This is a genomic window from Mycolicibacter arupensis (genome assembly GCF_002086515.1).
GTDB lineage: Bacteria > Actinomycetota > Actinomycetes > Mycobacteriales > Mycobacteriaceae > Mycobacterium > Mycobacterium arupense.
Genome location: NZ_MVHH01000070.1, coordinates 1 through 13,836, shown reverse-complemented (window position 1 = coordinate 13,836; position 13,836 = coordinate 1). Strand labels below are relative to the sequence as shown.

At 67.3% G+C, this 13,836-nt stretch carries 9 protein-coding genes; 4 read left to right on the top strand and 5 right to left on the bottom strand.

Annotated features, from left to right (window positions below):
- Positions 1 to 117: 117 nt before the first annotated feature.
- Positions 118 to 1,227, bottom strand: coding sequence for a trehalose-phosphatase (otsB, locus tag BST15_RS19685; RefSeq protein WP_046191331.1), 1,110 nt, complete (start codon positions 1,225 to 1,227; stop codon positions 118 to 120).
- A gap of 88 nt (positions 1,228 to 1,315) precedes the next feature.
- Here otsB and BST15_RS19680 point away from each other — a divergent pair, with 88 nt between their 5' ends.
- The gene (locus tag BST15_RS19680) at positions 1,316 to 2,188 is read left to right on the top strand and encodes a universal stress protein (RefSeq protein WP_046191330.1); all 873 of its coding nucleotides are present in this window, start codon (positions 1,316 to 1,318) and stop codon (positions 2,186 to 2,188) included.
- Positions 2,189 to 2,194: 6 nt separating this feature from the next.
- Here the strand turns inward: BST15_RS19680 and BST15_RS19675 are convergent, their stop codons facing one another.
- Together BST15_RS19675 and BST15_RS19670 are read right to left on the bottom strand one after the other, a co-directional pair.
- On the bottom strand, positions 2,195 to 5,104 hold the full coding sequence (locus tag BST15_RS19675; RefSeq protein WP_046191329.1) for an MMPL/RND family transporter: 2,910 nt from the start codon (positions 5,102 to 5,104) through the stop codon (positions 2,195 to 2,197).
- Complete coding sequence (locus BST15_RS19670) at positions 5,101 to 5,532, bottom strand: MmpS family transport accessory protein (RefSeq protein ID WP_046191328.1); 432 nt, start codon at positions 5,530 to 5,532, stop codon at positions 5,101 to 5,103. The genes BST15_RS19675 and BST15_RS19670 overlap by 4 nt, the downstream gene beginning before the upstream one ends.
- A gap of 114 nt (positions 5,533 to 5,646) precedes the next feature.
- On the opposite strand from BST15_RS19670, the gene BST15_RS19665 reads away from it, so the two are divergent.
- Both BST15_RS19665 and BST15_RS19660 read left to right on the top strand, forming a co-directional pair.
- Positions 5,647 to 8,928: an error-prone DNA polymerase gene (locus BST15_RS19665; RefSeq protein WP_046686430.1), complete on the top strand. Its 3,282-nt coding sequence runs from the start codon at positions 5,647 to 5,649 to the stop codon at positions 8,926 to 8,928.
- Positions 8,929 to 8,958: 30 nt separating this feature from the next.
- Positions 8,959 to 9,600: a nitroreductase family protein gene (locus BST15_RS19660; protein ID WP_046189777.1), complete on the top strand. Its 642-nt coding sequence runs from the start codon at positions 8,959 to 8,961 to the stop codon at positions 9,598 to 9,600.
- Between the two features lie 85 nt (positions 9,601 to 9,685).
- On the opposite strand, the gene BST15_RS19655 is transcribed toward BST15_RS19660, so the two are convergent.
- Positions 9,686 to 10,150, bottom strand: a complete 465-nt coding sequence (locus BST15_RS19655) for a tRNA (cytidine(34)-2'-O)-methyltransferase (protein ID WP_046189778.1) — start codon at positions 10,148 to 10,150, stop codon at positions 9,686 to 9,688.
- Between the two features lie 165 nt (positions 10,151 to 10,315).
- Complete coding sequence (locus BST15_RS19650) at positions 10,316 to 10,624, bottom strand: hypothetical protein (protein WP_046189779.1); 309 nt, start codon at positions 10,622 to 10,624, stop codon at positions 10,316 to 10,318.
- 425 nt (positions 10,625 to 11,049) lie between these two features.
- Here BST15_RS19650 and BST15_RS19645 point away from each other — a divergent pair.
- The coding region (locus tag BST15_RS19645; RefSeq protein ID WP_109560246.1) for an ATP-binding protein at positions 11,050 to 13,836 on the top strand (2,787 nt) is incomplete at its 3' end.

Sequence of the window (13,836 nt, the reverse complement as noted above, 5' to 3'; positions counted from 1 at the left end):
CGTGGGGCCCCCCGCCGCCACCGGCCTGGGGAGCTCCGCCGCCCCCGGCGTGGGGGCCCCCGCCTGCCGCGGGGGCTCCGGCACCTCCCGGACCGCCGCGCTGATCAGGGGAGGTACTCAGCTGCTCAGGTGCGTGGCCAACCGGGCCGTGAACTCGGCCACCTGCGCCGGGCTCTCCAGGGCATACCGGGCGGCGGTCGCGCGGTCGCCGTCATCGTTGTGCCGCACCACTATTCCGGCACCCGATAGTTCGGCGACCGCGTCGAACGCGTCCTCATCGGTGATGTCGTCGCCGAGGAACAGTGGCGTTCGCACCCCGGGCATCCGATCCAGAAGCCAGTGCAGCGTGCGGCCTTTGTCCCAGTCGATCTCGGGACGCAACTCGATCACCTCACGTCCAGTGGTGACCCGCAGCCCGCTGCTGCGGCCCGCCTGACGCACCGCCGCCATCGTCTCACCGACCCGATCCCGGGCTGCGTTGCGGTAGTGCACTGCCACGGCGAATCGTTTGTGTTCCACCATGATTCCCGGGATCGAGCTGAGCTTCCGGCGGAGCGCAGCTGCGGCGTCGGCCAGCACCGGCACCGCGTCGGCGGCGGTGTCGTTCTGGTGGTGGACGCCGTCTGGATCGGTCAGTTCGAAACCGTGACTGCCGGCGTACCAGATCCCGTCCAGGCCGACGCGTGCCCGCACGTCGGCCAGGTCGCGGCCGGACAACACCGCGACCGGGCACCGGATGGCCAACGCGCGCAACGCATCCACCGCGCCGGACACCGGTCGGGCCGCGTCGGGATCATCGACGATATCCGATAGAGTCCCGTCGAAGTCGAAGAACACCGCGGGGCGGTCCGGCGCGCGCAACTCCGCAGCGGCCATCGCGTCCGGCAGGGCCGACATGGGCCGATCGCCGGTGCGCACCTGCACCGCCGACAAGGTGTCCACCAGCGCGTCGCCGCCGTCGCGGCCCAGGCCGATCACCAAGGCGAATCCGGCGCTGCGCGCATCGGTCACACCCGATGCGGCATCGGTGAGCACCGCACACCGGCCGGGGCGCACGGTCAGCCCGGCGGCGGCGTGCACCAAGTCGGCAGCGGAACTCTCGGGTGCCACCGCAGCCACCCGCACTCCGGCGTGATGCAGGCGCTCGGTCAGGTCCGCGGTGTCGGTACCGCCGTCGAGGTGCAACAGCACCGCGTCATGCCGGCGCGGGTCGATCGTGACCGACATGCCAACCATGCCACCACGGTGCCACAGCCCCATTCGGTTTAGCGTGGTAGGGGTGTAGAGGTCCCCTGAAACACAAGGAGAGTCCCCGATGTCGCCCCTTACCGGAATCCTCGTCGGTGTCGACGGATCACCGTCATCAGTTGCAGCCGTCGACTGGGCGGCGCGCGACGCCGCGCTGCATAACCTGCCGCTCACCCTGGTCCACGTGCTGGCTTCGCCGGTGGTGATGACCTTCCCCGAGACACCGATGCCGCCCGGCTACACCGAGTGGCAGCGCGAACAGGGCGAACACCACCTGCACCATGCCGCCGAGGTCGCCGAGGCGGCCGGGGCGCCGCGGGTCACCGCGGAGATCGTCGTGGGTTCGACGGTTCCGACGCTGGTGGACATCAGCCGCGAGGCCAGCCGTCTGGTGGTCGGGTCTCGTGGGCATGGGCCGCTGCGTCGGCGCCTGCTCGGATCGGTCAGTTCGTCCCTGATCCGGCATGCGCACTGCCCGGTCGCGGTCGTACATCAGGCTCATCCGGAAGGCTATACATACCCTGATACCGCACCGGTGGTTGTCGGCATCGACGGCTCTCCGGTGTCGGAGGCCGCAACGGCACTGGCCTTCGAGGAGGCTTCGCTGCGCGGGGTGGAACTGATCGCGGTGTACGCCTGGCACGACACCGGCCTGATGGACTTTCCCGGCCTGGACCCGGCCGTCATGGCCTCCGACGGCGAACTGGCACTGGCCGAGCGATTGGCCGGCTGGCACGAGCGCTACCCGGATGTCACCGTCCGCCGCGTGGTCGTCGATGACCGGCCGGCCGATCAACTCATCGACCAGTCGCGGGCAGCTCAGCTGGTGGTGCTGGGCAGCCACGGCCGCGGCGGTTTCACCGGCATGCTGCTGGGCTCGGTCAGCCAGGAAGTGGTGCAGTCGGCCCACACGCCGGTGCTCGTCGTTCGGCCGACCTGATCGGCATCAGCCGACGGGCACCGACTCACTGGTCGCCGGCAGCGCAGGCCGCTGCGCAGCCGGTGACGGCCTCGACAACACCCGTTGTGGCCACCAGAACCAGCGGCCCAACAGTGCGGCGATCGACGGCGTCATGAACGACCGGATCACCAGGGTGTCGATCATCAGGCCGAGTCCGATGGTGGAGCCCACCTGGCCGATCACCTTCAAGTCGGAGACGATCATCGACATCATCGTGAAGGCGAACACCAGGCCCGCCGAGGTGACCACCGAGCCGCTGCCGCCCATCGCGCGGATGATGCCCGTCTTGAGTCCGCCGGGCAGCTCTTCTTTCATCCGGGAGACCAGCAGCAGGTTGTAGTCCGAACCCACCGCCAGCAGGATGATCACCGACATCGCCAGCACCATCCAGTGCAGGTCAAGTCCGAGGAGGTGCTGCCAGATCAGCACCGATAGCCCGAACGATGTGCCCAGCGACAGCAACACCGTGCCGACGATCACCGCCGAGGCCACCACGGCCCGGGTGATCAGCAGCATGATGATGAAGATCAGGCACAGCGAGGCGATGCCGGCGATGATCAGGTCGTAGCTCGACCCGTCCTTCATGTCTTTGAACATGGCTGCGGTGCCGCCGAGGTAGACCTTCGAGCCCTCCAGGGGCGTGCCCTTGAGTGCCTCGTGCACCGCATGCTTGATCGGCGCGACGTGCGAGATGCCCTCTTCGGACATCGGATCGCCCTCGTGGGAGATGATGAACCGCACCGAATGCCCGTCGGGGGACAGGAACATCTTCATGCCGCGCTTGAAATCGGGGTTGTCGAACGCCTCCGGCGGCAGGTAGAACGAGTCGTCGTTCTTGGACTCGTCGAACGCCTTGCCCATGGCGTTCTGGCCGTCCATCATCTCCTGCATCTGAAGCTGCAGGCCCTCCATGGTGGACTGCATCTTCAGCTGGGTGGTGCGCATGTTGGTCATCGTCTCGATCATCGGCGGCATGATCTCGAGCATCCGGGGCATCAGCCGGTCGAGGTTGTCGATGTCGGGCAGCACCTTCTCGAAATCCTCGGTCATCTGGTCGAGGCCGTCCATGACGTCGAAGATCGACCGGATCGACCAGCAGATCGGGATGTCGAAGCAGTGCGGCTCCCAGTAGAAGTAGCTGCGCATCGGGCGCCACATGTCGTCGAAGTCGGCGATCGAGTCGCGTATCTTCTGGATGTCGTCGAGCATGTGGTGCATCTTGAGGTCCATGCTGTGCGTGGTCTCCGACATCGCGCGGGTGACCTCGAGCATCTGCTTCATGCTGTCGATCGAGACCTGCATGTCGTCGCCCATCTTGAGCATGTTCTTCATGCTGTCGAGCTGGTATTTCATGTTCAGCTGCTGGGTGCTGCCCTGCATGCTGATCGCGAACGGGATCGTGGTGTGCTCGATCGGCGTGCCCAGCGGCCGGGTGATGGTCTGCACCCGCCCGATACCGGGAACCTCGAACACCCGCTTGGCGATCCGGTTGATCACCAGGAAGTCGGCCGGATTACGCAGGTCGTGGTCGGTTTCGATCATCAGCAGTTCCGGGCTCATCCGGGCCTGGGAGAAGTGCCGGTCGGCGGCGGCGTAGCCGATGTTGGCCGGCACATAATCCGGCAGGTATTCCCGGTCGTTGTAGGCGCTCTTATACCCCGGCAGGGTGAGCAGGCCGACCAGGCAGACCGCCGTGGTGGCCACCAGGACCGGCCCCGGCCAGCGCACGATCAGCGTGCCGATGCGTCGCCAGCTGCGGATCCGCATCGCCCGCTTGGGCTCGAGCATGCCGAAGCGGCTGGCCACCGTCACCACCGCGGAGCCGAAGGTGAGAGCGGCCAGCACGATGACCAACATGCCGATCGCCAGCGGGACACCCAGCGACTGGAAATAGGGCAGTCGGGTGAAGTGCAGGCAGAAGGTCGCCCCGGCGATGGTCAGCCCCGAACCCAGGATCACGTGCGCAGTGCCGTGATACATGGTGTGGAAGGCCGATTCCTTGTCCTCGCCGAGTGCTCGCGCCTCCTGATAGCGGCCGAGCAGGAAGATCGCATAGTCCGTCGAGGCGGCGATGGCCAGTGTCACCAGCAGGTTCACCGCGAACGTCGAGAGGCCGATGATGTTGTAGTAGGCCAATACCGCCACCACGCCGCGGGCAGAACTCAGCGAGAAGACCACCATGCCCAGCACCAACAGCACGGTGCCGACCGACCGGTAGATACTCAGCAGCATCGTGATGATGACCACGAACGTCAGCGCGGTGATGAGTTTCAGGCTTTTGTCGCCGGCGATGTGCTGATCGGCGTTGAGGGCGGCCCCGCCGGTGACGTAGGCGTGCACGCCTTCGGGGGCCGGAGTGTCGGCGATGATCTTCTGGACGGCCTCGACCGACTCGTTGGCCAGGGTCTCGCCCATGTTGCCGGCCAGATACACCTGGACATAGGCGGCCTTGCCGTCCGGACTCTGCGATCCGGCTGCGGTCAGCGGGTCGCTCCAGAAGTCCTGGACGTGCTCGATATGAGCGGGGTCGGCCTCCATCTTGGCGACCAACTGGTCGTAGTACTTGTGCGCGTCGTCGCCCAGGGGCTGGTCGCCTTCGATCACGACCATGCCCGAGCTGTCCGACTTGAACTCGTCGAACACCTTGCCGATCCGCATCATCGCGATCATCGACGGAGCGTCGCGAGGGGCCATCGACACCGCGCGCATCTTCCCGACCTCGTCGAGCTGCGGCACGATCACGTTCACCAGAACGGTGAGCGCCACCCACGCCAAGATGATGGGCACGGCGAGCCGGCGGATCCATGCGGGGATACCGCCGCGCTTGGGCTGTGGCGACACCGGCAGGGCGTCGGTCGGGGCGTCAGGTGTGGTGCTGTCGCTGTGTTTGCTCATGCGGATTTCACAATGCAGAAGGTCTGGGCGCTGACGGGACTGGTGGAGATGCGTTCTTCTTTGACCACTCCGTCGATGGTGACCCGGCAGCCGATGGTGGTGCCGTCACCTTGGGCGACGATGTTGGGGCTCACCGCGGGATTGGTGGTGGACAGGGTCAGTGACCACGGCAGGCTGACGCCGTCGATCCGCTGCGGCAGGGCGTCCAGATCCAGATAATTGACGTCGGCGTAGGTCCCGTCCGGGCTGAAGATTTCGTAGAGCACGATTTTGGGGTGGAACGGTTTGGTGTCCTCGAACGGGACAGTTCCGTTGCCGCTGTCGTCGGCTCCGAAGTAGCCGCGAACCCGCTGCACCGTGAACCCTCCCACCGCGAGGACTGCGACGATCAGCAGGGGTAACCATGCACGTCTGACAACGCCGAACATGAAAGCAGTGGCCCTTTCGGATCGTGCCGGAATCTGACACAGATTAGTGCATCAAAGTTCTTTTTCACACCCAGCGCGAACATTTTCGCACATATGTTCGATATATTGCGGGGTATGGGTTGGGGCAGTGGGCCGCCGAGCTGGGCGGAAATGGAGCGGGTGCTCGATGGTAAGCCTCGTCACACCGGCGATTCGGCCGGTGTGTCGGCGGACCGTGCCCCGTCGGCCCCACCGCCTGAGCTGCGCCGTCCCACCGGCCGCACGGTGCCCTATGCCGAGTTGCATGCCCATTCGGCGTACAGCTTCTTAGACGGCGCCAGCAGCCCGCAGGAGCTGGTCGCCGAGGCTGCGCGCTTGGGCCTGCGGGCGATCGCGCTGACCGATCACAACGGTCTGTATGGGGTGGTGCGGTTCGCCGAGGCGGCCCGGGAATTGAGTTCCTCGGGCCTGGAGATAGGCACCGTGTTCGGCGCCGAGCTGTCACTGGGGAAGGTGGCGCGCACCGACGACCCGGACCCTCCCGGGCCGCATCTGCTGGTGCTGGCCCGCGGCCCAGAGGGCTATCGGCGGTTGTCGCGGCAGATCGCCGCCGCGCACCTGGCCGGCGAGAAGGGGCGGCCACTTTTCGACCTGGATGCGCTGACCGAGGCGGCCGGCGGGCACTGGCACATCCTGACCGGCTGCCGTAAAGGCCACGTCCGCCATGCGCTGGCCGCCGGGGGCACGTCCGCGGCTGAAGCTGCGCTGGCAGACCTGGTGGACCGCTTTGGGGCCGCCCGGGTCAGCGTGGAGCTGACCCGAAACGGGGATCCCTGCGACGACGAGCGCAACGCCGCACTGGCCGGCCTGGCGCCCCGATTCGGGGTGGGTCTGGTGGCCACCACCGGCGCCCATTTCGCCAGGCCGGACCGGGGGCGGCTGGCGATGGCGTTGGGCGCGATCCGGGCGCGCCAGTCGCTGGATACCGCCGCCGGCCGGCTGGCCCCCTTGGGCGGCGCCCATCTGAGGTCCGGGGCGGAGATGGCCCGATTGTTCGCGACGTACCCGGCGGCGGTGCCGGCGGCGGCCGAACTCGGCGAACGGTGCGCCTTCTCGCTGACCCTGATCGCACCGCGGCTGCCGCCGTTCGCGGTTCCCGAAGGGCACACCGAGGACAGCTGGCTGCGCCGGCTGACCCTGGCCGGCGCCGTCGGGCGCTACGGCCCACCCGAACGCGCGCCTGCCGCCTATGCGCAGATCGACCGCGAGCTGGAAGTCATTGCCCAACTGGGGTTTCCCGGATATTTCCTGGTGGTACACGACATCACTCAGTTCTGCCGGCGCAGCGACATCCTGTGCCAGGGCAGGGGGTCGGCGGCTAACTCAGCGGTCTGTTATGCCCTCGGTATCACCGCGGTGGACCCGGTGGCCAACGGACTGCTGTTCGAGCGCTTTCTGTCGCCGGCCCGTGACGGCCCACCCGACATCGACATCGACATCGAGTCCGATGAGCGGGAGAAGGTGATCCAGTACGTCTACGACAGATACGGTCGTGACCATGCCGCCCAGGTGGCCAACGTCATCACCTACCGGGGTCGCAGCGCGGTGCGGGATATGGCTCGCGCACTGGGCTATTCGCCGGGTCAGCAGGACGCCTGGAGCAAGCAGCTGAGCAGGTGGGGTCCGGCCACATCGGAGAGCTCCGATGTTCAGGGCATCCCTGAGCAGGTGATCGAGCTGGCCGCTCAGGTCGCTGATCTGCCGAGGCATCTGGGCATCCACTCCGGCGGCATGGTGATCTGTGATCGCCCGATCGCCGATGTGTGCCCGGTGGAATGGGCCCGGATGCCCGGACGCAGTGTGCTGCAGTGGGATAAAGATGATTGCGCGGCAATCGGTTTGGTGAAGTTCGATCTGCTCGGTCTGGGAATGCTTTCGGCGTTGCATTACGCGATCGACCTGGTGGCGCAGCATTGTTCGGTCACGGTTGACTTGGCCGCCATCGACCTGTCCGAGTCCGCGGTTTATGAGATGCTGGCGCGCGCCGACACGGTCGGGGTGTTCCAGGTGGAGTCGCGGGCGCAGATGGCCACCCTGCCGCGGCTTCGCCCCCGGGTCTTCTACGACCTGGTGGTAGAGGTGGCGCTGATCCGGCCCGGGCCGATTCAGGGCGGATCGGTGCATCCCTATATCCGCCGCCGCAATGGCATCGACCCGGTGACCTATGAGCATCCGTGTATGGAGCGGGCACTGGAAAAGACCCTGGGAATTCCGCTGTTTCAGGAGCAGCTGATGACGCTGGCGGTGGACTGCGCTGGCTTCACCGCGGGCGAAGCCGATCAGTTGCGCCGGGCGATGGGTTCTAAGCGGTCACCGGAGCGCATGCGCCGGCTGCGTGACCGGTTCTACATCGGCATGGCCGAGTGTCACGGCATCACCGGGGCAGTGGCCGATCGGATCTACGAGAAGCTGGAAGCCTTCGCCAACTACGGATTTCCGGAGAGTCACGCGATGAGCTTCGCCTCGCTGGTCTTCTATTCCGCCTGGTTCAAACTGCACTACCCAGCAGCGTTCTGCGCCGCGCTGCTGCGGGCGCAGCCGATGGGCTTCTATTCTCCGCAGTCGCTGGTGGCCGATGCCCGCCGGCACGGGGTCCTCGTGCACCGGCCGGACGTCAACGCCAGCCTGGCGCACGCCACGCTGGCCGAAGCCGGAACGCAGGTCAGGCTGGGGCTGGGTGCGGTCCGGGGGATCGGCACCGACCTCGCCGAGCGGCTGGTGGCCGACCGGGAAGAGCGCGGGCCGTTCGCCTCGATGGTGGATCTGACGGCCCGGGTGCAGCTTTCGGCCGCACAGGCCGAAGCGCTGGCAACCGCGGGTGCGTTCGACTGCTTCGGTATGTCGCGTCGGCAGGCGCTGTGGATGGCCGGGGCCGCGGCGGGGCAGCGGCCGGACCGGTTGCCCGGGGTGGGGGTGGCGACGCACACTCCGGCCCTGCCCGGAATGAGCGAGATCGAGTTGTCCGCCGCCGATGTCTGGGCCACCGGGGTCTCCTGCGATAGTTTCCCGACCCAGTACCTGCGCGCCGATCTTGATGCGCTCGGGGTGATCCCGGCCGATCAGCTGCTGAGCGTTCCCGATGGCACCCGGGTGCTGGTGGCCGGGGCGGTCACTCACCGGCAGCGGCCTTCCACTGCCCGCGGGGTGACGTTCGTCAACCTTGAAGACGAGACCGGGATGGTCAATGTGCTGTGCACGCCGGGGGTGTGGGCGCGGCATCGCCGGCTGGCGCAGACCGCGACGGCGCTGCTGATCCGCGGCCGGGTGCAGAACGCCAGCGGAGCGGTCACCGTGCTCGCGGATCGGCTGGGCGTCCTTGAGCTGGCGGTGAGTTCGCGCTCCCGCGATTTTCGGTAGTGCCCGGCGGTCCGACGGTAACCTCCATCCATGAACCTCAACTTGTCCGCCGACGAAGTCCTGACCACCACGCGATCGGTCCGCAAGCGCCTCGACCTCGACAAGCCGGTTCCCCGCGAGGTGCTGATGGAGTGCCTCGAGATCGCCCTGCAGGCCCCGACCGGTTCCAACGCCCAGGGCTGGCAGTGGATGTTCGTCACCGACCCGGTCAAGAAGCAGGCGATCGCTGACATCTACCGGGTCAACGCCACCCCCTACCTGAGTCAGATGAAGCCCGACTACGGCGAGGGTGACGTGCGCAGCGAACGGATGGAATTCGTCAGCGGCTCGGCCAAATATCTGGCCGAGTACATGCAGGACGTGCCGGTGCTGATGATCCCGTGCCTGGCGGGCCGGCCCGAGCAGCGGCCGTCGAGTGCGTCCTACTGGGCGTCGTTGTTCCCGGCCGCCTGGAGCTACTGCCTGGCGCTGCGCAACCGCGGCCTGGGTTCGTGCTGGACCACCCTGCACCTGCTCGGGGACGGTGAGCGTCAGGCCGCCGAGGTGCTCGGGATTCCGTACGAGGAATACAGCCAGGGCGGACTGTTCCCCATCGCCTACACCAAGGGCACCGACTTCAAGCCGGCCAAGCGGTTACCGGCTGAGCAGGTGGTCCACTTCGACACGTGGTGATCGCCACCAGCGGTGAGTGTCGGGTTATGTCACGTTTTCGAAGGAATCGGGTGCCATAACCCGACGTTCGGCGCCGGGTGACAGCTCACACCCCGCCGGCGAATCCGTGTTGGCGCCACGCCTCATAGGCCGCGACCGCGGCGGCGTTCGACAGGTTCAGCGAACGCCGCCCGGCCAGCATCGGGATACGCAGCCGCGCGGTGATGTGCGGATCGGCCAGGGTCGCTTCGTCCAGGCCGGTGGGTTCGGGACCGAACATCAGCACGTCGCCGGGGCGGTAGCGCACGTCGGTGTAGGGCGTGGTGGCACCGGCGGTGAACGCGAAGACTCGAGCCTGCCCCAATGCCTCCCACGCCGCCGGCAGTGACGGATGCACCGTCACGCACGCCAGGTCGTGGTAGTCCAGACCGGCGCGTCGTAGCTTCGGCTCGGACAGGTCGAAGCCCAGCGGCTCCACCAGATGCAGTTCCGCCCCCGTCGCGGCCACCATCCGGATCGCGTTTCCGGTGTTGGGCGGGATGCGCGGCGAATAGAACAACACCCGGATCACAACCGTGTTTCCCCTCGTACGTGCGAATCTGAGTTACGTTTGTCCAGCTCAACCGAGGAATCGGCCACCGTGAAATGGCGGTGCGAAGTCGGCCGGCAGTGGGCCCGGACGAGTCGGCGTGTCGTCACAGGTTCGGCGCGACGCCCTCTCGCGGTGTGGATGGCATCAGCTTGGGCAGCCGTTTGCCATCTCGTAGGGCAGCGTGGTCAGCCGCGCGTAGGTCGTGTAGCCCGAGCCACCGACGAAGTGCAGTCTCATCCCGACACCGTCACGAATCCAGTCAGTCAAGATGCTGGTGGATCCGGGGCATTTTTCCCACCCGCCACGCATGAGCTGCTCATTGACGCGCGACGTGAACATGCTTCGCTTCCGTTCGCCGTTGCTCTTGCTGGAGTACGTCCAGATTTCGACTTTGCCGCCGTCTTCGGTCCCGTACCAGCTGAACCCGTCTGGAACGTCCAAATTGGGCAACATCTTTGAGCCAGTAGATGAGGGTGCACCGGCAGGCTCAGACGCAGCGGAATGTGGAATCTCAGGCAAGGGGATCTCGTACGTGTGTGTACACCCTGACAAGGCCAAAGCCGAGGCAACCGCGACCGTTCCGATGACAGCTTTCACAATCGCCTATCTTTCCTCATCTCGTGGCCGCAGGAGGTGATCTGGGCCAGGGCGTGGCCCGTTTGCTCGACCGGAGTTCGCCATGACACGCGAAGGTCTCGGAAAGTGTTCTGTTCAGTAAAAATCCTGGTCATGGCTGTCGCCTGACTGTCATACTCGTCGAATTGCTATGCCGTGAATCACACCGCATCCCCCTGTGGGTGGATGTCGGGAGACAGTCCGATGAATGAGGCGCAGACGGTGAATCTCAGCCGAGCGGTCGGCGAATCGGCCGCCGACCGGTGACACTCTTTGACCACCCGGAAGGGGTGGACCAAGCCAGTAACGAGCCCGCCGCGCCAGCCGTGGACGCTCAGCCTGAGGCCGCGGCGGTCAAGCGACCGTCGCGATGGTCGGTGGGCAACTGGCCGGTGCGCTGGAAGGTGCTGGCGATCGCGTTGCTGCCACTGACACTGGCGGGCCTGTTCGGCGGGCTGCGGGTGGCGGACGCGCTCACCGAGGCCAACCGGCTCCGATTGGTGGCCGACCGCGCCGAGATGATCCCGGCGATCACCAACTACATGTCGGCGCTGGGTGATGCGCTGGTGGCCGCCTCCTCCGACGGCGACGCCGAGGGCGCCCGCAAGAACTTCGAGAACCGCAAGTCCGAACTCCAGTCACGGCTGTCGCACACCGACGTCGCCGCCGACGTGCAGTCCGGGGTCCAGACGCTGATCGATCGCGGCCAGGACCTGCTGAGCCTGGTGTCGACCACCGGAGTCGGCCTGCGTGATGAGGTGACCGGTTACGCGCCCCTCCTGCTGACCGCCGAGGACACCATCACCGGGTCGGTGCGGGTGGACAACGAGCGGATCCGATCGCAGACCCAGGCCCTGAGCCGTGCGGTCGGCGCGCGGGGCCAGATGATGATGCAGGAACTTCTGGTCAACCGGGGCGGCGAACTTCCCGACCCGGAACTGCGCAGTTCGATGATGACGTTGGCCGGCACCGAGCCGTCGACCTTGTTCGGGATGACCGAGGTGCTCGGCGTGGACTCCCCGGACGCCAAGTCACTGCAACAGCAACTGGTGATCCGGATGTCGATCCTGGCCGATCCGGAACAGGTGCTGCCGAACAACCCGGTGCTGCGCGACTCGATCCGTACCACCGACCAGATTGCCGCCCGCCTGATCAGCGAGAACACCGGGGCGGTCACCCAGGAGGTGGAGGACCGGGCCGCGGACCGGCGCACTGCGGCTCTGCGCGACATCGTGCTGGTACTGGCGGCGATCACCGCGACCCTGCTGGCCGTGTGGTTGGTGGCGCGTTCCCTGGTGCGGCCGCTGCGGACCCTGCGGGACAGCGCGCTGCAGGTGGCCCACACGGACCTCGAACAGGAGATCGCCCGGCTGCGTGCCGGGATGCCCGGCTCCGAGCGTGACCCCGACCCGCTGCCGGTCTACACCACCGAGGAGGTGGGGCAGGTCGCCCACGCCGTCGATGAGCTGCACGCCCAGGCGCTGCTGCTCGCCGGTGATGAGGCCCGGTTGCGACGTCTGGTCAACGAGATGTTCGAGACGATGTCGCGGCGCAACCGGTCCCTGGTCGACCAGCAGCTGGCCCTGATCGACCGGCTGGAGCGCAACGAGGACGACCCGGACCGGCTGGAAAGTCTGTTCCGCCTGGACCACCTGGCCGCCCGGATGCGGCGCAACGGCGCGAACCTGCTGGTGCTTGCCGGCGCCCGCGCCCCTCAGGAGCGGGGCCGGCCGGTTCCGTTGGCGACCTTGATCAGCGCGGCCGCCTCGGAGGTCGAGGGATACGACCGGGTGCAGACCGTGCTGGTACCCGACACCACCGTGATCGGCACTGCCGCCTCGGACTGTGTGCACCTGCTCGCGGAGTTGATCGACAACGCACTGCGGTACTCGGCGCCGACGGAGCCGGTGCGGGTGGTGGCCGGATTCGAGAGCGACGGCGGAGTGGTGGTCGAAGTCGTCGATGTCGGGTTGGGCATGACGGACGCCGACCTGCGGATGGCCAACATGCGCCTGGCGGCCGGCGGGGAGTTCAGCCCCGAGAACGCCCGTCACATGGGCCTGTTCGTGATCTCCCGGCTGGCCGCGCGCCATCAGATCGAGGTCCGGCTGTACCCGGCGTCGCAGGGATCTCGCGGGATCACCGCGGAGGTGTATCTGCCCCCGCACCTGCTGACCGTCCGGCCCGCCGAGGAGCTTGCGTCGGCGCCGGCTTTCACGCCGTCGGCTGCGCCCTACGTGGCCCATGCCGCGCCGTCGCGGCCCGAAGCGTACGAACCCGCGGCCGACCCGCAGCATGATGAGCCGTCCGAGGCTACCGAGTCCGGTCCCGTCGTCTCACTGCTGCCGCGACGCACGCCAGGCTCCAGCGGCATTACCGGCGTGCCCGTCGCGCAGCCGGAACAACCGGCGCAGCCGCCGCTCGATGCCGAACACGGGCGCCGTGAGCTGCCGCAACCCTGGTGGGAGTCCGAGGAGCAGGGCGCAGCGCCGGCGGTGCCATCGGCCCCGCAACCGCAGCGGGCCGCCGAACCTGCCGCTGAGAGGGTCTCTCCCGCGGACACCTCGGGGTATTTCGCGGCACGTACCCGGGTGGCGCCCACCGCGGCCGAGGTTGACGCCGACTCCATCTACCAGCGCATGCTCTCGGAGTCGCTGGCCAACGACCCCAACGAGGCCGGCCTGCGCGCGGACTTGGACTGGCAGTCGGTCTGGGACCGCGGTTGGTCGGTTGCCGCCGAAGCGGCGAACGTACCTGTTGTCGCTCACACCGAACACGGCCTGCCCGTCCGTGAGCCGGGCGCCCGGCTGATACCGGGCTCGGCATCGGCCGAGCGCCCGGATGCGGCAGACGAATCGGGTGGCCAGGAACGGTCGGTAACATCCAATGGCGAATCGTCTCGGCCCGACCCGGACACACCGGAACGCGATCCCGAGGCGATCCGCACGTCGATCAGCAGTCACTTCGGCGGGGTGCAAGCCGCGCGATCGCACGCCCGGGAGAACGACGTTGAGCGCCGGGAGAACGACGTTGAGCGCCGGGAGAACGAC

Bases quoted from the DNA above. Each gene is read 5' to 3' on its own strand.
- otsB (WP_046191331.1), bottom strand. From the start codon at position 1,227: ATGTCGGTCACGATCGACCCGCGCCGGCATGACGCGGTGCTGTTGCAC.
- BST15_RS19680 (WP_046191330.1), top strand. From the start codon at position 1,316: ATGTCGCCCCTTACCGGAATCCTCGTCGGTGTCGACGGATCACCGTCA.
- BST15_RS19675 (WP_046191329.1), bottom strand. From the start codon at position 5,104: ATGAGCAAACACAGCGACAGCACCACACCTGACGCCCCGACCGACGCC.
- BST15_RS19670 (WP_046191328.1), bottom strand. From the start codon at position 5,532: ATGTTCGGCGTTGTCAGACGTGCATGGTTACCCCTGCTGATCGTCGCA.
- BST15_RS19665 (WP_046686430.1), top strand. From the start codon at position 5,647: ATGGGTTGGGGCAGTGGGCCGCCGAGCTGGGCGGAAATGGAGCGGGTG.
- BST15_RS19660 (WP_046189777.1), top strand. From the start codon at position 8,959: ATGAACCTCAACTTGTCCGCCGACGAAGTCCTGACCACCACGCGATCG.
- BST15_RS19650 (WP_046189779.1), bottom strand. From the start codon at position 10,624: ATGTTGCCCAATTTGGACGTTCCAGACGGGTTCAGCTGGTACGGGACC.